Below are 18,012 nucleotides of genomic sequence, written 5' to 3'. Positions count from 1 at the left end.
TGATGCCTCGTTTTCCTTGTACTTATGCGTGACGGTGCCGGGGCATCGCGCAGGTGGCTCCTGCGGGGTGCGGGCGGGGTCACGACGTTGTCGTTTCCGGTGTCGCTGCGGCGGCGGGAAGGCGGCCGCGGTGGCTCGCTGGGGCGGGCCGGGGGGAGGGTGGAGCTGTGTGGGGCCGGGTGCCACGGGGCGGTGGTGATTCACAACCCGTTTGGCGCCGTGTGCAGGTCTTCCACACGTCTGTCCACAGCTGTGGATAACTCTAGGCGAGCGGTTTATCCACAGCCAAGTCCGTGCCCTGTGGATAAGCAAAGCCGCCCAACATAGGCGTGTGACCTGCGACTTTTCCGGTTCCTCGGCAAAGTCTCAACCTCTTATTTAGATTTATCCACAGGGCCGGGTTTTCACACCTGTGAGCCGAGTGGGTGATTTTTCCATTGTTACCCGGCATGCGTCCAGGTTGTCCAGATGTTGCACGGATGTTGCTCGCGGAGATCTGTGGCGGTCTTTTTTACAGGGGAACACCCAGTCGATTGCCAGGGTAAGCGCCCCGCTAGTGCGTGGTTGTGGGTGCATTTTGCGGGTCCGATCTGCGAAGACTTTCGCTCTTGTAATTACGGGGGTACCCGCTGAGTTGAGTGCGGCGAAGGGGTGTGTCGATTTGTTCGAGCGCTTCTTGCTCGCGTAGTCTGTCGGTGTCTGTTACATCCCGGACCCTCCCCGGCCGTCGTTACACACGGCCACGGTGGGGTCCGCGCGTATGTGAACCATTAAGAAGAGCACCGGAGTGCCGTCCATCCGGGCGCTTTCCGCCCGCTGCATGCGGGTGGGGGCGCAGTGGCGCTGCGGGGCGCGCGGGGCAGGCGTGGTGCGTGGGAATCGCGTGCACCCCTGTGGCCCGCATCTTCTTTGTCCATAACCGTGAGGTTGACCGGCAGCCCGGACTGCCGTCATGGGACGCAGGTGCCTTCTGACTCGCCCGCTGGGCGGGTTGGGGCATGTTCCTGGCGGTTGGCCGGTCGAACCAACTGATGAATACTTGAGGAGACCACCGTGGCAAAGGGCAAGAGGACCTTCCAGCCCAACAACCGTCGTCGTGCTCGCAAGCACGGCTTCCGCACCCGTATGCGTACCCGCGCCGGCCGCGCAATTGTGTCCGCACGCCGGCACAAGGGCCGCGCCAAGCTCACCGCTTAATTGCGCGGGTGTTACCCCCAGCGCTGAAATTCACCTCCCCGACGCAGTTTGACCGCACCATCCGGCGCGGGCGTCGGGGAGGTTCTCGGCGTGTTGTGGTCCATTTCTGGGACCCAACCTCGGGTGCCGACGCCCCCTTGGTCACCGTCGGCGGCCCACGCTTCGGCTTCATCGTGGCCAAGGCGGTGGGCAACTCCGTGGTGCGCCACGGGCTCGCCCGCAAGCTGCGCGCCATCTGCCGCGAGATCGCATCCGACCCGGAGGTCGGACTGCCCGCGGGCGCGCACGTGGTGGTGCGGGCGTTGCCGGCGGCGGCGTCGGCAAGCAGTGCGCAGCTCAGCCGGGACATTGTGAAGGCGTTGCGCCGTGCCCGGGCTTAGCGCGCGGGCGCTCATGGGTGCGGTGCGGTTTTACCGAAACTACCTATCGCCCCTTAAGCTTGGACCCACCTGCCGCTTCGAGCCGACGTGCAGCGCCTACGCGCTGGAGGCCATAGGCACCCACGGTGCCGCGAAGGGAACCATTCTGACCCTGGTGAGGTTGGTTAAGTGTGGTCCCTGGCACCCCGGAGGGATCGACCCGGTCCCACCCGCAACCGGCAAGCGGGACGTTTACTACCCCCAACCACCGAGAGGTTAAGAGACAACGTGCTCAACTTCATTTACTGGCCGATCTCTGCGGTCCTGTGGTTCTGGCACAAGATCTTCGCCCTGCCCTTCGGCGGCGACTCCGCGATCTCCTGGATCCTGGCGATCATGTTCCTGACCTTCACGCTTCGTATGCTGCTATACAAGCCGATGGTCAACCAGATCCGCTCGTCGGTGAAGATGCAGAAGTTCCAGCCACAAATGCAGGCCATTCGTGAGAAATACAAGAATGACCAGCAAAAGATGATGGAAGAAACGCGCAAGCTGCAAAAAGAGATGGGCGTCAACCCCGTCGCCGGCTGCCTGCCCGTGCTGGCCCAGATGCCCGTGTTCATCGGCCTGTTCCACGTGCTGCGCTCCTTCAACCGCACCGGCACCAGCGCCGGCGGCCTGGGACTGACCCCGGAAGAAAACGCCCACCTGTCCAACTACATCTTCGGCGTCGACGAGGTGCAGTCCTTCCTGGGTGCCAAGCTCTTCGGAGTTCCGCTGTCCGCCTACATCTCCATGGACAAGGAAATGTACGCGGCCTTCCCGGACTCTGATGCGCTGACCCGCGGTCGCATCATCGCCGTGGCCGCGCCGCTGATCCTCATCATCGTGGTGGCCACGCACATGAACGCCCGGCTGTCCGTCGAACGCCAGGAGGCCCGCCGCGCCTCCGGCAAGACGCAGGCGCCCAGCTCCGACATGGCCGCCCAGCAGATGCAGATGATGAGCAAGATGATGATGTGGGTCATGCCCGGCACCATCCTGTTCACCGGCTTCATCTGGCACATCGGCCTGCTGTTCTACATGGTGGCCAACAACGTGTGGACCTTCTTCCAGCAGCGCCACATCTTTGCCAAGATCGACCGGGAGGAAGAAGAGGAAGAAGAGGCCGAACGCGCCGCCAAGCGGGCCTCTGCACCCAAGCCCGGCGTCAAGCCCAATAACCCCAAGAAGGGCAAAAAGAAGAAGGGCGGCAACCGCGGCTAGTCCGCGCGCCCCGCACCAGTAGCCACCCGCCGCACCCGGATTGACGAACACCAGTCGTCCCGGGGTGGCGGGTGGTTTCGCGTGTGCTGGCTGTGTGGGGTGCTGCCTGGCTCGCGGGCGTCGCGAGCCCTGCGGGCCCCGCACGCCCCGCACGTCCCGCACGTCCCGCCCGTCCCGCACGCGAGAGGGCCCGCTGCGCGCGGGATTTGCCCGAGAGTCGCTGCTGCTAGAGTCGGGTGTCAACGAGTAGGACCGCCGGGGCAGGCCCCGGAGAGCTTCAGGCCTGCTTTTCTGACGCCCACGCTATCCGGAGGAATGTTTCACGTGGAACATGGCACCACCACCGACCACCCTGCCGTCCCCCCGCGGGCCGGGCGCATCTTTGGGGACCGCCTTGATCTGGCGGAGTCGTATCACCGGCTGCTCGCCGAGGTTGGCTCGCAGCGCGGCTTTATTGGTCCGCGGGAGGTTCCCCGGCTGTGGGATCGGCACCTGCTGAATTGCGCCGTCATCGGGGAGGCCATCGAGCACGGCGCCACGGTCATTGATATCGGCTCCGGCGCGGGCCTGCCGGGCATCCCCCTGGCCATCGCCCGACCGGACCTGACTATCACCCTCATCGAACCGCTCCTCAAGCGCTCTGACTTCCTGCGCGAGGTCGTCGAGGAGCTTCGTCTGGCCAACGTCACCGTGGTGCGCGGGCGGGCGGAGGAGCCACACGTGAAAAAGAAGGTCGGGCGCGCGGACGTGGTGACCTCCCGGGCCGTGGCCCCGTTGGGCAAACTCGCGCGCTGGTCCCTGCCCCTGGCCCGCAAGGGCGGGGTGGTGCTGGCCATGAAGGGTGCCTCCGTGGGTGAGGAACTGGAGCGGGACCGGGCCATCATCGAGCGCTGCGGCGGCGAGCGGCCGACCATCTTAAGCGTCGGTGGCGACCTGCTTGCGGAACCCACGACGCTTATTCAGATCACCCGCGGGCGCTAGTCCCCTCCCCCGCGCAGGTCAGCGGCCTACTCGGGTGCCCGGCTCCGGCGGGGTGGGGCCCGGTGGTCTCGAGGCGTTAAGGTGGATGGGAGTCAGAGAGGAAAGAGGGGCGTGCGCTTACTATGAACCGTCATGGCGGAAGTACATCACCACGCGGTACGGCTGCACACGCGTCCGGCGCGCGGCATGGTGGCGCACACCACGCGGCGCCGCAGACGCCCGCAGGGCAGTCCGATCTCGCAGGCATGACGGGCCCGGCAGGCCCGGAGGCGGCAGGTGAAAGCCCCGCGGCGGGCGCGGGGGCGCAGGGGCGCACTCCCGGTGCGGCGGGCCCGGAAAGCTCGGTGCTGCCGCAGCGTACCGCCCTGCCCCGTCCCGCCCAGCCGCGGCTGATTACTGTGGCCAACCAGAAGGGCGGGGTGGGCAAGACCACCTCCTCGGTCAATATCGCTGCCGGCCTGGCCGCCTGCGGCATGAAGGTGCTGGTCATTGACTTAGACCCGCAGGGTAATGCCTCGACTGCCATGGGTGTGGAGCACCGCGCGGGCACGCTGTCGAGCTATGAGATCCTCATTGGCGCGACCACCCCGGCGGAGGCCATGCAGGCCTCCCCGCATCACCCGGGCATGTTCTGCATCCCGGCGACCATCGACCTGGCCGGCGCGGAGATCGAGCTGGTGAGCATGGTGCGCCGCGAGTACCGGCTCTATGACGCCCTCAAGGGCGGGTTCATCGAGGAGCAGGGCTTTGACTTCGTGTTCATTGACTGTCCCCCGTCGCTGGGCCTGTTGACCATCAACGCGATGACGTTCGTGGAGGAGGTGCTCATCCCGATCCAGTGCGAGTACTACGCGCTGGAGGGAGTGGGCCAGCTGCTCAACAACATCTCCATGATCCGCGAGCACCTCAACCCCAAGCTGCATATTTCAGCGATCCTGCTGACCATGTATGACGGGCGCACCAAGCTTGCCGAGCAGGTGGTCGCGGAGGTGCGCGAGCACTTCGGGGACGTCACCCTGCGCACCGTCATTCCGCGCTCTATCAAGGTCTCTGAGGCCCCGGGCTACGGCATGCCGGTGTTGGCCTATGATCCCGGTTCGCGCGGCTCCATGGCCTATATAGCGGCCGCTGAGGAGTTCTCCCGGCGCGGCGACTACGTGCCGGGCCCGGAGACCGGTCCCATCGGCGTGAGCCCGCAGACGGCGCGAGAACTGGGCCGCGAGAGTTAATCCCCCGGCCTATTCGTCCACGCGCTAGCGTTACTTCTATCCCCTCCCCCGCCGCAGCTGCGCGGGGGTTCGCGCGACACCATCACAAGGAGAGCACATCGTGGCCAACCAGACTCGCAAGGGTGGACTTGGGCGCGGCCTGGCGGCGCTCATTCCGTCAGGCCCGGAGCGGCCCACGCTATCCGACGCCGCCGCCGACGCCGTCATCGGAACCTCCTCCCCTACCCCGACGCCGCCCGCCGCGACGGGCGTCACGCCCGCGGCCCCGTCCCCCACGCCGGGGCAGGCTAACCCCCTGATCCCGGGCACCACGGACCTGGGGGCCACCTACCAGGAGATCCCCGTCGGGGCGATTCGCCCGAATGAGAAGCAGCCGCGCCACAACTTCGACGAGGACGCGCTGGCAGAGCTGGTTCATTCCATCCGCGAGTTTGGGCTCCTCCAGCCGATCGTGGTGCGCCGGGCCCCGGACAGCGGGTCCGATCCCCGCGATATGACCTATGAGATCATCATGGGCGAGCGCCGCTGGCGGGCCGCGAGCAAGGCCGGCCTGGCGCGCATCCCCGCCATCGTGCGCGACACCGATGACACCGGCATGCTGCGCGACGCGCTGCTGGAGAACATCCACCGCGTCCAGCTCAACCCCTTGGAAGAGGGCGCGGCCTACCAGCAGCTGCTGGAGGAATTTGATGTCACCCAGGAGGAGCTGGCCCGCCGGCTGGGCCGCTCCCGCCCGACGATTACCAACACCATCCGGCTGCTGTCCCTGCCGGTGCCGGTGCAGGCTAAGGTGGCCGCGGGCGTGCTGTCTGCGGGGCACGCCCGGGCGCTGATGGGCGTGAAGGTGGGCCAGGACGCCCAGCTGGCGCTGGCCGAGCGCATCGTGGCTGAGGGCCTGTCCGTGCGCGCCACCGAGGAGGCGGTCACGCTGCTCAATCGCGGCGATGCCCCCCGCCGGCCGGCGGCCCGCACGCCGATCCCGCAGCCGGAGTACCTGGTGCGTTCGGCGGAGCGCCTGGCCGACCAGTGGGACACCAAGGTCACGGTGACCATGGGTAAGCGCAAGGGCAAGATGGTGGTGGAGTTCGGCGACCAGGATGACTTTGAGCGCATCCTGGCGCTGATTGAGGGCCGAGGCTAGCCCAGCGGCCATGGCTCCCCGGCTGCGCGCGCTGGACCAGGGTTCCATCACCCTGGTGGCCTCTGCTGCCGCGCGCAGCGTCTTCTGGGAGCTGGAGCCGGACATCGCGGCGCGGGTGGTGGCGCGGGGCGAGGAGCGTTTTGAAAAGGAAGCCTGGCTATCAACCATGCTTGTCGACGCCCCCACCTGCGGCTTCAACATCATGGCACCGCCGGCTCGGCGGGCCGTTGCCACCGTGCTATTTTGCGGCCCGGCGGACGCCCCGGGGGCGCGTCAACTGCCCAGCGGGCCCGTCAGCGCGGATGCGTACCTGCTCAGCTCCCTGTTTGTGGCCCCGGGTTTCGGGGATATTGGGCTGCAAGCGGTGCTCATCGACGCGGTCATTGCGGAGCTCGTCGAGCGCCGCAGCCCCGCCGTCGAGGCCTTCGGGGTGGTCCCGGGGCGCAGCGATGCGGAGGGGATCGCCGCGCGGGCTGCGGAGATTGGGCTTATCGACGCCCCGGTGCTGCACGCAGCCGGCTTCGAGCTGGTCTCCGCCCACCCGGTGCTGCCCCGGTATCGCCTGGAATTGCCGCCGGAGCGGGAGCTGCTGACGGGGGCGGCGATGGAGTCCCTGCTCGTCGCCGCCGCGGGCTAGGGGCCGTTAGCGGCCCTCGGCCTCCAGCAGCTCGGCGAAGCGGTAGGTGCCGGTGGGCTGGGTGTCATCGTCAAGCAGGTAGAGGCGCTTGACGGCCACCACGATCGCCTCAGCGATGGCGTCGCGGGTGGCGGGGTCGGTCAGGGCGGCGACGTCATCCGGGTTGGTGAGGTAGCCGGCCACCACCTCGACGCTGGGCATGCGGGTCAGCCGCAGGATCTCCCAGGTGCGGGCGTGATTGCCGCAGTTGACCAGGCTGGTGCGCGCGGCGATCTCGCGCTGAATGAACCCGGAAAGCGTCTCGCCCATCAGCGAGGAGGCGCCGATCTCCGAGCCGAAGTAGAAGGTGGCCACCCCGGAGGCGCGGTCGTTGCGGTAGGAATCGCACTGGAGAGAGATCATCATGTCCGCGTTGAAGGCGTTGGCCATGTCGGCGCGGTCCTTCGGCGACGGGTCATCCATGCGCGGGCGGGAGATGACCACCTCCATGCCGGTGGTCTTCATGTGGTCGCTGATGCGGGAGGCAAGATCCCACAGGATCTCTTCCTCCGTGATGGGGCCGAAGCGCCCATTGACGGTGTGGCCGGTGTTGCGCCCGCCGAGTGCGGGGTCAATGACCACGCGCTTGCCGGCTAGCTTCGGCCCGGCGGCGCGGACGTTTTCGCGCTCCCGGATCGCCTGCGCGGAGCCGCCGCGGATGCGCCGGCCCAACAGGCCCAGGGCGTGGATGGTCTCTGGCCCGCACTCGCCATCAACGGTCAGCCCGTAGTTGAGCTGGTAGTTGCGCAGCGCCTCGGAGGTGTTGGGCCCAAAGTGGCCGTCGAGGCGGCTGGAGTAGAAGCCCAGTTCCTGGAGGTTGGCCTGGAGTTGGGCGACATCGTCGCCGATGAGCGGGTCCTCTTCGTTGAGGGTGAGGCGCCGCGCCCCCAGGGTGTAGCTGGCGCCGCGCATCTCGCGCAGGGTCATATCATCAATGGTCCCGGTGGGGATGATGCCCCGGGACTGCTGGAAGGCTTTGATGATCTGGGCGAGGGGGGCGTCGAAAAGCGTGTCATCCTCGCTGTATTGGAGCGAGGCGTCAGTGTCGGAGGAGACGTCCCCGGCGTAGTTCTGTAGCAGACCCAGCCGGGCGAGGGTTACGCGGGCTTCTGCGACGCGCGGGCTGCGGTCGCCGACCCGAAGTACGTCTGCCACTGGTCTCCTTTCCGTATCCCTCCGCGCACATCCACGGTGCCCGGAGTCTTGCTATCGCACCTACCCTATCAGTTAGGTCAGTGCAGTGATCTTAGCCACGATGTCCGCTGCGGAGCGTACCCCCTGGAACTCATCAACCTTGGTGCCATCTTTGTAAATCAACACCGTAGGGATGCTCATGACTTGGAACATGGCCGCAAGCGTGCGCTCCTGGTCCACATCGACGGTGACTATGCGCACGTCGCTGGGAGCCTGTTCAGCAACCTCGTGGAGGATCGGCTTCAGCTTGGCGCAGGGGCCGCACCATTGTGCCCAGAAATCCACAAGAACAATACCGGGGGCGTCAATGACCTGCTCGCGGAAGGTGGCAGAAGTGACGGGGGTGGGAGAAGTCAAGGGGGTACTTTCTACTTGTCAGTGGGGGTAGTCGGGCTCGGATCCTGCGGTGCTGCGGCGAGGTCGGCCAGGTAGGCCTGGGCGTCGAGGGCGGCGCGGCAGCCGGAACCGGCGGCGGTGACCGCCTGCTGGTAGTGATCATCAACCAGGTCGCCGGCGGCGAACACCCCGGGCACGCTGGTGCGCGTCGAAGGCTCCTGCGTGGCCACGTATCCCCCAGCCTTGAGCTCAAGCTGGCCGTCGAGGAACGCCGAGCGCGGCTCGTGGCCCACGGCCACGAACATGGCGGTCACGTCCAGCGCGCTGAGCTCACCGGTGACGGTATCGCGCAGCGTGAGCCCACTGACCTTGCCCTCCGCACCGTCTACCCGCTCGACGGTCGTGTTGGTCAGGATCTCAATCTTGTCATTGGCCCGCGCCCGCTCCAGCATGATCGGCGAGGCGCGGAACTCCTCGCGCCGGTGCACCAGGTAGACCTTCGTGGCAAAGCGGGTGAGGAAGGTGGCCTCCTCCATGGCGGAATCCCCACCACCGATCACCGCGATGGTGTGGCCCTTAAAGAAGAAGCCGTCGCACGTGGCGCACGAGCTGACCCCGCGCCCGGCGTACTCCTGCTCGCCCGGCACCCCCAGGGCGCGCGGTGCCGCGCCGGTGGCCACGATCACCGCGCGGGCCTGGAACTCCTCCTCCCCCACCCACAGTCGCTTGATCTCGCCGGAAAAGTCCACCTTGTCCACCAGCTCCATGCGCAGGTCCGCGCCGAAGCGCTGCGCCTGGGAGCGCATCTGGTCCATGAGCTCCGGGCCCATGATGCCGTCGGTGAAGCCGGGGTAGTTTTCCACCTCCGTGGTCTGCATGAGTGCGCCGCCGAACTCGTAGCCTTCGAAGACGATCGGGCGCAGTTCCGCGCGCGCGGCGTAGAGCGCGGCGGTGTAGCCGGCGGGGCCGGAGCCGATGATCGCGATGTCATGGACGGTGCTCGGTGAAGTCATGGGGAAAACGTCAGGCCTTCCAGTCAAGGGGGTCGGGGTGCGGGGCCACGTGCCCCTTCCTCCGTCGAGTCTAGGGCCGGCGGCCGCAGTGGGTATAACGTGCGGGCACCCGGACAGATTCCCTGCTGGTGACGTGCGCAGCGGCGTGCGCAGTGTCCTGCGCGAAGTCGCGTACGGCGAGGGGCGCGCGGCGGTGGGGTCAGGCGGCGTCGGCAAGCGCTGCGCGCAGTGTGGTGCGGGCGCGGGCGCGGCGCGACTTGATGGTGCCGGGGGCGACGTGTTGGCGGGCGGCGACGTCATCGATGGAGTAGCCGATGGCGTCAATGAGCACGAGCGCGATGGCCTGATCGGGGCGCACGAGGGTGAGTGCGGTGCGCAGCATGAGTGCGAGGTCGACCTGGCGGATCGGCTCGTAGCTCAGCGCGGCGTTGGCCTCGAGGGGCAGGATGGTGGCGTCGTCGAGGGTGAGCATTTCGCAGCGGCAGCGCCGCTGGGTGAAGTCGTAGCCGGAGTTGGCCACCAGTCGGTGGAGCCAGGTGGTCAGGCGGGCCTCGCAGCGGAAGCGGTGGAGGTTTTGGGAGGCGCGCAGCAGGGCGTCCTGGAGGACGTCGTAGGCGTCGTGGTCGTTGCTGGTGTAGCGGCGTGCGATCCACAGCATGCGGGTGCCGTGGCGGGCGACGATCTCGCCGAACGCATCCGCATCCCCGGCGACGTAGGCGGCGACGAGCTGGGCGTCCGTGGCGTGTGTGTGGCGTGGATGAGCCATGGTGGTAATTCCCCCCGAAAAACGATGAACATATGGAGCGATAACAGCGGTAAAGCATGCGGCCAACAACAACAGCCAACGCAGGCCCGGCCGCGCGACCCCGTGGGTGAGGGTGTCCTGGCCCCTAGTGTGGCAGGACTGCGCCGCGTATGCACGCGAATGCACGTATTGCCCTCCCCCGCCGCATACCCCCACCCGCGGCGACACGGTCTAGCCTTCCTGTTCTTTCTACCCCACTCCCCCGGCCCCCGACCACCTGTGGGTGCCCACCGCAGTGGGCACCCACAGGGGCAATCGGCTAGCTGTCTTGCGCGGGCGTGGCCTGCGCGGCGCCTGCCGGCCGGCCGATGAGGGTGACACCGGAGAGCGATCCGGTGGCCGTATCCGGGGAGACCTGGTCGATGAACACGATCACCGCCTGGAGCGGCTGCCCACTGCGCACCGGGCTCAGTGGCACGGTAGTCGGCTCGGCGGTCAGGCGTGCCTCGCCCAGCCACGGCAGCTCCGCCGGGTAGTTGACCTGCGCGATGTCGGTGCCGCGGGGCACCCCGTAGACGGTGACGTGCGCGCCCGGGGTGGTGGTGGCCAGGGTGGCGGACTCCAGGTTGACGGCGTTTTGCAGCTCGACGAGCAGGCCCACGCCGGGCTTGACCAGGAAGCCCTGCGGGTAGGCGTCGGTGGTCCACGCGGAGGCCGGGTTGCCGTTGACGGCCTTGGCGGCGTCGCCGGGGTTGTCCACGTCCGTGTCGATGCCGGTGATCTGCCACACCCGCGCGCTGGTCAGCGGCTGGGCGCTGGCGGCGATCTGTTGGTGGGCGCCGGCGTCCTCGCCGGTGGCCAGCGGCGAGTTCTGGGACCCGCCGCCGAGCGCGGCGAGAACGTAGGTGGCGGCGGCGACCACGCCGACGACCGCCAGGAAGACCAGCGCGGCGAGCAGCACGGTGCCGCGTCCCGTCATGGACTTCGCGCCGAAGCCGCCGCGCTCCTCCACCTGCGGGGTGGGTTCGAGGATGCGTGACGACGCCGCGGTGGCCCCCGCCCGGTGCGCCCCTGCCACGGGGGCGGCGCGCAGGTCGGAGGAGCCGGCGCCCTCGGTGGCGGCGGCCAGGCCGGTGCCGGCGGGCGCGTCTCCGGCGGCGTCGGCAAGCCCCACGCGGCGCAGTTGGGCGCCGAGCTCCTTGGGCGTGGGCGGGGTGGGTTCGCCGTCGTTAGTGGCGGCGGACGCGGCGGACGCGGCCGTGGCGCCCGCGGTGGTCCCAGCCGTGGTGCCGGCGGTGGTGGCCAGCTGTTCGACCTGCCGTTTGACGGCCACCACGTCGTCCGGGGCGGCCTCGTCTTCGATGAGCAGGTTGAGCGTCCAGGCGATGGCGTCAAGGTCCTGGGCCAGGGAGGCCTGGGAGAGGACCGCCGGGAAGGCGAGGACCGCGGTGCCGGAGGTGGTCACCCGGATGCGGGACCAGTTGTCCAGGCCGAGCGGGACGTGGGCTTGGGTGGCGGCGCCGGCGGCGTCGGTAAGCGGGGCCATGGCGTAGGCGGCGGCGCGCGGGTTGACCCCGTCGGAGGAGGCCAGGGCCTTCAGGGAGGTGCCTTCCACCCAGTCGGCAACCACCAGGCAGCCGGAGCGGTAGGCGGAGACCTCGATGTTCGGGGCGATGGCCGGGTGGTGCAGGGCGGCCAGCCGGCGGGTGCGGCGGGTGACCTCCGCGGCCGCACCTGCTGCTGCCGCGGGGCTTGCCGGCGCCATCGGGGAGGTGCCGGAGGTGTCCACGAACACCAGCGCGACCATGCGTCCGGTGTTTTGTTCGCGGGCCTGCCAGAAGCGGGCGCCGGGCACGGAGCCGTGGTCGACGAGCAGGCGGAAGCGGCCGTCGGAGACCGGGGCGCCGGGGACCAGGCGCGGGCCGCGCACGACGCCGGCGGACATCGGCGGCGGGACCGGGGAGGCGGCGAACGTGTCCGAGCCGATGAACTGGCTGTTGAGCTCCAGGGCGGAGGGCTGCTCCACCTGAATCTGGGCGGCGGGGTCCACCCGGATGAGCTTGCCCACCACCGGCAGGCGGCCCAACGCCACGCCCAGGTTGGCCACCTCGGGCAGCTTGGAAAAGCTCAGCACAATCCCGGTGACCACCAGGAAGACCACGCCGTCTACGGCGAGGATGAACAGGGTGCCAAAGGAGCCCAGGAAGCGTAAAGCTCCGCCGAGCACCCCGCCGATGAAGTGGTCGGCGACCAGGGCCACCGCCACGCCCACCACGGCTGAGCCCAACGCCCAGCCGGAGGTGCGCAGGATCGTCTGGGACCCTAAGGAGCCGAGCTTGCGGCGCAGCAGCACCACGCCGATGATCGCGCCGGCAACAAAGCCAAAGCCGTTGGCCGCGCCCAGCAGGACCACCACCCGCTGCGGCTCGGAGGCCACCTGGGCGCCCAGGTAGGACAGCGCCACCTTGGTGGTGATGATCCCGGCGATGATGAACGTGGGCGTCCACGCCTCTTCCCGGGCGTAGAACACGCGCAGGTGCAGCAGCACCAGGGCGTACGGGATGAGCGTGAAGGCGGAGAATTGCAGGGTGCTGCCCAGGATTTGTGCCGAGTCGGAGTCGAAGCGGCCGTATTGGAACAGGCCATCGGCGATCTGGGGGCCAAAGCCCATGAAGAAGACCACCACGGGGATCAGGGCGATGAACGTCAGCTTGGTGCCCAGGGTGAGGTCGTCGACCACGCCGCGGTCGTCGCCTTCCGCCGCCTTGCGTGACAGCCGCGGCATGATGGCAGTCAGCAGGGTCACGCCGATGATGCCGTAGGGCATTTGCAGCAGCAGCCAGTGGTTCTGGTAGATCGTCAGCGCCGCGTGGTCCACCCGGTTAGCGATGTTGGTGACGATGATGTAGCCCAGCTGCGAGATGGCCACGTAGACGATGATCGCCAGCGCCATGCCGCCGAAGCTGCGCAGCCTGTCATCAATGCCCCACAGGGGCCGCAGGCTGATCCCGGCGCGACGCAGCGGCGGAATCATGATGAGCAGCTGCACCGCCACGCCGGCGGTGGTGCCCAGGCCCAGCAGCAGCACGTGCGGGTCGAACAGCCCCGAGGGGGCGGTATCGGAGAGCTGATTGGGCAGGTAGTGATACACCAGCAGCACCGCGATGCTCACCACGTTGTTGGCCACCGGCGCCCACGCGCCCGGCTTGAAAATCCCCTTCGTGTTGAGCACCGCCATGAACAGCGAGAACAGCCCGTAGCACAGGATCTGCGGCAGCACCCAGTAGGCAAACGAGGTGGACTGGGTGAGGTTGACCTCGCCGTCTGTGGGGATCATCATCCGCGTCAGCAGCGGCGCGCCCAGCAAGGACGCCAGGGTGACCAGGGCCAGCAGGCTAAACGCCAGGGTAAACAGGCGGCGGATGAACGCCGCGCCGTGGTCGGCGTCCTCCTTCTCCGCGCGCACGAGCACCGGCACCACCAGGGAGGTCAGCACCGCACCCAGCACGATCTCCGTGATGAGGTTGGGCAGGGTGTTGGCCACGTTGAAGGCCGTGGCCACCGCCAGGCCCAGCGAGGAGCCGATGAGCACGGTGCGGATGAATCCGGTGATGCGGGAAAACAGGGTGGCAATGGCCATGGAGCCCGTTGAGCGCACGATGTCGCCGTCCGAGGTGCCCGCGCCACCCGCGCCACCCGAAGTGCCCGAGGAGTCTGGCTGCGCCTCCTCGGCGCCGCTCACATCCGCGGCCGCCTTGTGCGACGGCGCGGTGCGCAGCGTCGAGCGGTCCTCCCCCGGACGGGCCGTGGCCTGCGGAGACCGCCGGCGCGCGGGCACGGGTGCGGGCGGGGTGGGCGCGATGATGCGTCCCCGCAGCCCGGCGTCACCGCCTAGGGTGACATCCCCGGCGGACGTTGCCTCCGGGTCCGGGCCGCTGCCCGACCGGTCCGGTGACCTGTAAAGCGAGTCAGTGGAGTTCACGAGACACCATTGTCATGGCTTATCTGTGTGAAGTGAAACCGGCGTGCCGCGCGAGGCGAACAATGTGGTCTCATTGTGACCTTCCGCGGCGCGTCTATCCGCTTATCGACGCCCCGTCCGCCAGCCACCCCACGCCCCCGCGGCGTTTAGCGCGAGCCCTCATCCTCGCGCCGGGCGTGCCTGCCCCCCTGCGCCGGGCGCGGGTGCTTGCGCCGCTGGGCACCAAAGCGGAAGAGCAGCCCAAACATGACCACCGCGCCCACGCCCAACACCAGGGCGCTGCGGCCCAGGATGCCGGCGCGCGTGCGCACGGCGATGTCCACGCGGTCGCCGATGGGGGTGGCGTCGGGAAGCGACAGCCACAGACCAATGGTGGTGCTTTCCTGCTGCGCCGGAATATCCGTGGTCATCTGCACGGTGATGGACCCGCGCGCCGGGATGCGCAGCCGGCCCGGGGTATGCACCTCCACCTCGTCGGCCGAGTAATAAGAAATCGTGGCATCCACCGGCAGGGGCAGCCCGTTTTCCGCGACGATGAGCAGCGGGGAGGCCGCGGAGGTGCGCGTATACACGTTGCCCGGCGGGATCAACGCCACCGAGGCGCGCAACGATGACAGCGCCGCCAGGTCCGCCGTGAGCCGATTGGCCGTGGCCGTGGCCGTGGAATCAAACAGCGCCATCGCCCGGCGGCCCGTGATGCTCAGCGCCCGCAGCGCGTCCTGGCGCAGCGGGGCGGTAAAGCCGTAGCGGCTCAGCGCGATGGCATGGTCGTTGACCATGATGCGGGTCAGGGCGTCGGCGGAATCGGCAAGCTGGCGGGCCTGCGCGACCTCCGTGTTGGTGAACTCGGCGGGGTCAATATACGGCGCGCCCAGCCGCGGGGCATCCGCCGGTCCGTGCACGCCACTCGACTGCACCAGCTGCGCCAGGGCCTCCTCCTGCGCGGGCGTGGCGGTGACGTAGTCGTGCAGGCCCAGCGGCGCGGCGTCATGGGCGGCCAAGGAGGCCCGCGCCTGCGCCAACACCGCATCCGCCGCGGCGGCATCCAGCACCGCCGGCGGGGCCACCAACACCGGCTGCGCTCCGCCCCCGGCCTGCGGGCTGGTCGCGTCGGCCGCCTCCCCCAGCGCTAGGCGCAGCGCCGCCGCCGCGGTCACCGCCCGCGCCTGCTCAGAATCGACGGCCTGGTCCACCCGATAATCCGGGTTGGCAAAGGCCGGGGTCGCCGGGTTGGGGCCCGTCGCGGCGAGCACCGCGGCCAGGGAATCGTGGTAGGTCACCGCCCGGATACCCGGGGCCAGCTGGGAGAACCTATCCACCGCCGGGGCGCCCCACACCGAGTTAGCTGCCACCAGCACCGAGACGCCCTCGGCCGGGGGCGGCGCGGCCGGCTGCGGGGTATTCGCGGCCGTGGTCTGCTCCCAGGCGGTGGCGAGCCCGCCGTCGAACGCGGGGCTCAGGGAGGCATCCGCCCACCCCATGGCCGGCACAGCTTGCTCGGTGAGATACCCGGAGCCGGGGATGACCACGTTGGTCAGCGGCCGGGTGCCCAGGGCGTCGGCGATGACCGCCGGGCCGCGCTCGATGGCCTCGCGGGCCAGCCACGAGTTGCCCGTGCGCGCCACGGCCGTCACGTCCGCGTTGGCCCACGGCAGCGCCACCACGCAGCGCCCCTGCGCCACCGCGCGCAGCCGATCGAGCCACGCGGCGGCGGCCTGCGCCCCGGAGCCGGCCTGGGCGTCCGGGCCGTCGAGGTAGGTGCGCCAGGAGTCGCGCAGGCGGCGGGCCGGCTTGCCCGTGGGCTCGCGGTGGCTGGCTACCGTGTACCCGCCAGCCATGCGGCGCACGGCGTCGATAAGCGCGGGGTCGAGGGCCAGGCAGCTCGCTGCGGCCAGGGAGGCCCCCGTGGTGGGGTCGGAGACGGCGGAGTCGTAGGAGTCCAGCAGGTGGCTAAGCCGTCCATTCGGGGCGAGCTCGCCGGCCAGGTCATCATTGCGCAGCACCAGCGGGGCGTCTTCGGGGGCGTCGCCCGTCTCGCCGGGGACCACCGGGGTAGGGGCGGACAGCGGGTAGAGCAGGCTCAGCCCCGGCGCCGCTGCGGCGTCATCCGCGGGCTCGGGGGCCCGGGGCGCGGGCGGTGCTCCTGGCCCGGAAGGACCGCCAGGCGCTGCGGCCGCAGCGGGAGAGGCAACGGAGACGAGCATGCGCTCCGTGGTCAGCAGCTCGGTGACCCCGGCGGACTGCCCCGCACCCGGCCCGTCCGCGGCGCCGGCCCCCGCTGCCCCATCGGCGTCCGCACCGGTACCGCCCGAACCGGAGCCAGAGCCGGACCCGGCCGCCCCCGCGGCGCGCTGGCCAATGGCCTTGACGGCCACGGGATAGGTCTGCCCGGCGGCCAACTCCAGGGAGTTGGTCACCCCGGCGGCGGTCGGGATGTCCAGGGTGAGGTCCAGCGATTCGCCGGGCCCCAGCGGCTGGTCGAGCTGCTGGGCGTGGCCCGCGATAAAGAAGGTGCCGATGTCCCGGGTCAGCGCGTCGCGCGACTCAGCCAGATCCGCCACCGCCCCGCCGCGCACGGGCTGGACCGTGAGATCCTTGATCGCCCGGGTGCCCTGGTTGTGCAGCCGCAGCCGCAACTGCAAAGGGGCGTCGGGCGCCAGCGCGGCAGCGGCGGCCGTGTCGACGAGATCAACGCGCAGGTCATCGTCCGAATCCCCGGCGCGCAACTGCGGGTTGACCCAGGCCTCACGCTTGGTGGGGTCGGAAGGAGAAACCGGCTCGTCGAGGGCGCGCGCCGGGGCGGCCCACCCGCCGGGAGCCAGGGCAAGGACGAGGCTGACGGCCAGGGCGCACGCGCGGTGTGCCCAGCGGGTCTGGGTGGTGCGGGTGGCGTGACCGTGGCGGCTCATCGCGGGGTTCGCCTGCCTGCCTCCCGCTCTGCTCGGGCCAGTTGGGGAAGCACATCCAGGGCGATGCGGGCGAGCTTGCGCTCATCGGAGTACGCCAGGTGCTCAATGAGCTGGTGCACCGGAATCCAGGACACCTCCGTGACCTCCGGGTCCTCATCGTTGAGGGCGCCGTCCACGAAGCGCAGCAGGTGGTGGTGCACGGTCTTATGGATGCGCACCCCCTCGGAGATGAACCAATAATCAATCACGCCGAGGTCATAGAACACCTCGCCGTGGATGCCGGTCTCCTCCCACACCTCGCGCTCCGCGGTGGCCCGCCGCTCCTCGCCATCCTCCACGTGGCCCTTGGGCATCGACCACAGGATACGCTTGCGGCGGTCAAGCCGGCCGATGAGCGCGACAAAAATGCGCGTCAGGTCCACACTATTATCCGGCTGCACCGCCTCCGCCAGGCCGGAAACCACCAGCCCGCCGGCAGACGTCTCCACCCGGGTCGGCAGATTTCCGCTCGCCTGCTCCCGGCCGGAGGTGCGCTGATTGTGCGCTTGCCGACGCCGCGAGCGTCCCCGCCGCGCGCCCCCGCGCTGCCCGCGCCCCGCGCCCTGGCGCTGCTGCTCAGCCCCGTGCTCGCCGGAGGTGCGCTGGGAACGGCGCCGACGGCGGCGTCGAGAAGCACCACCGCCCTCCTTCGTGGACGCAGACTGCTGCGGCTGCTGGGGCTGGGCTGACTGCTGCGGCTGCGCCGAGTGCTGCGAGTTCTGGCTGGTGCGCCGCCGATTGCGCCGCCGCCGATTCCGGGACGCCCCACCCCCCGACTGGCGGGGCGACGCAGCACCGGGGGTGCCACCCGGCGCCGCTGCGCGTCCATCCGTCTCATTCATCCCCCTGATGGTATCCGCTTGGGGCGGCCCCGGGAAGTTGCACCCGCCGCGGTGGGTAGCCCAACCCACGAACGCCGGCCCGGGAGCTGCTGAGGAGCCCGCC

15 protein-coding genes are annotated in these 18,012 nt (G+C 69.4%); 8 read left to right on the top strand and 7 right to left on the bottom strand.

Going from position 1 to position 18,012, the window contains the following annotated elements; genetic code table 11:
• Window positions 1–1,053: 1,053 nt before the first annotated feature.
• From rpmH to LH390_RS11490, 8 genes are all read left to right on the top strand, one after another.
• Window positions 1,054–1,197, top strand: a complete 144-nt coding sequence (gene rpmH / locus LH390_RS11525; RefSeq protein ID WP_227281190.1) for a 50S ribosomal protein L34 — start codon at window positions 1,054–1,056, stop codon at window positions 1,195–1,197.
• A gap of 8 nt (window positions 1,198–1,205) precedes the next feature.
• Window positions 1,206–1,577, top strand: coding sequence for a ribonuclease P protein component (gene rnpA / locus LH390_RS11520; protein ID WP_227281191.1), 372 nt, complete (start codon window positions 1,206–1,208; stop codon window positions 1,575–1,577).
• A 13-nt stretch (window positions 1,578–1,590) separates the two neighbouring features.
• Window positions 1,591–1,836, top strand: a complete 246-nt coding sequence (gene yidD / locus LH390_RS11515; protein ID WP_227282681.1) for a membrane protein insertion efficiency factor YidD — start codon at window positions 1,591–1,593, stop codon at window positions 1,834–1,836.
• Window positions 1,837–1,844: 8 nt separating this feature from the next.
• Window positions 1,845–2,822, top strand: coding sequence for a membrane protein insertase YidC (yidC, locus tag LH390_RS11510; protein ID WP_227281192.1), 978 nt, complete (start codon window positions 1,845–1,847; stop codon window positions 2,820–2,822).
• A 315-nt stretch (window positions 2,823–3,137) separates the two neighbouring features.
• Window positions 3,138–3,803 (top strand): 16S rRNA (guanine(527)-N(7))-methyltransferase RsmG, encoded by a 666-nt coding sequence (gene rsmG / locus LH390_RS11505; protein WP_399524912.1) that lies wholly within the window; start codon window positions 3,138–3,140, stop codon window positions 3,801–3,803.
• A gap of 245 nt (window positions 3,804–4,048) precedes the next feature.
• Window positions 4,049–5,032, top strand: coding sequence for a ParA family protein (locus LH390_RS11500; RefSeq protein WP_227281194.1), 984 nt, complete (start codon window positions 4,049–4,051; stop codon window positions 5,030–5,032).
• Window positions 5,033–5,132: 100 nt separating this feature from the next.
• Window positions 5,133–6,173 (top strand): ParB/RepB/Spo0J family partition protein, encoded by a 1,041-nt coding sequence (locus LH390_RS11495; protein WP_227281195.1) that lies wholly within the window; start codon window positions 5,133–5,135, stop codon window positions 6,171–6,173.
• Window positions 6,174–6,183: 10 nt separating this feature from the next.
• Window positions 6,184–6,810, top strand: coding sequence for a hypothetical protein (locus LH390_RS11490; protein WP_227281196.1), 627 nt, complete (start codon window positions 6,184–6,186; stop codon window positions 6,808–6,810).
• Window positions 6,811–6,816: 6 nt separating this feature from the next.
• Here LH390_RS11490 and LH390_RS11485 read toward each other — a convergent pair whose 3' ends face one another.
• From LH390_RS11485 to LH390_RS11455, 7 genes are all read right to left on the bottom strand, one after another.
• Complete coding sequence (locus LH390_RS11485) at window positions 6,817–8,004, bottom strand: N-acetylmuramoyl-L-alanine amidase (RefSeq protein ID WP_227281197.1); 1,188 nt, start codon at window positions 8,002–8,004, stop codon at window positions 6,817–6,819.
• Window positions 8,005–8,076: 72 nt separating this feature from the next.
• Window positions 8,077–8,400: a thioredoxin gene (trxA, locus tag LH390_RS11480; RefSeq protein ID WP_227281198.1), complete on the bottom strand. Its 324-nt coding sequence runs from the start codon at window positions 8,398–8,400 to the stop codon at window positions 8,077–8,079.
• Between the two features lie 11 nt (window positions 8,401–8,411).
• Window positions 8,412–9,392 (bottom strand): thioredoxin-disulfide reductase, encoded by a 981-nt coding sequence (gene trxB, locus LH390_RS11475; protein WP_227281199.1) that lies wholly within the window; start codon window positions 9,390–9,392, stop codon window positions 8,412–8,414.
• 199 nt (window positions 9,393–9,591) lie between these two features.
• Entirely contained in the window at window positions 9,592–10,158 is a 567-nt protein-coding gene (locus LH390_RS11470; RefSeq protein ID WP_227281200.1) for a sigma-70 family RNA polymerase sigma factor, read from the bottom strand.
• 298 nt (window positions 10,159–10,456) lie between these two features.
• Window positions 10,457–14,014: a murein biosynthesis integral membrane protein MurJ gene (murJ, locus tag LH390_RS11465; protein WP_227282682.1), complete on the bottom strand. Its 3,558-nt coding sequence runs from the start codon at window positions 14,012–14,014 to the stop codon at window positions 10,457–10,459.
• A 251-nt stretch (window positions 14,015–14,265) separates the two neighbouring features.
• Window positions 14,266–17,028 (bottom strand): hypothetical protein, encoded by a 2,763-nt coding sequence (locus LH390_RS11460; protein ID WP_227281201.1) that lies wholly within the window; start codon window positions 17,026–17,028, stop codon window positions 14,266–14,268.
• Window positions 17,025–17,909 carry an NUDIX hydrolase gene (locus tag LH390_RS11455; RefSeq protein WP_227281202.1) on the bottom strand — a complete coding sequence of 295 codons (885 nt, stop codon included), beginning with the start codon at window positions 17,907–17,909 and terminating at the stop codon, window positions 17,025–17,027. The genes LH390_RS11460 and LH390_RS11455 overlap by 4 nt, the downstream gene beginning before the upstream one ends.
• Between the last annotated feature and the right edge of the window lie 103 nt (window positions 17,910–18,012).

The organism is Corynebacterium uberis, from assembly GCF_020616335.1.
Taxonomy (GTDB): Bacteria; Actinomycetota; Actinomycetes; order Mycobacteriales; family Mycobacteriaceae; genus Corynebacterium; species Corynebacterium uberis.
The sequence above is the reverse complement of the archived record's forward strand: the minus strand, read 5'-3'. Positions and strand labels throughout refer to the sequence as shown.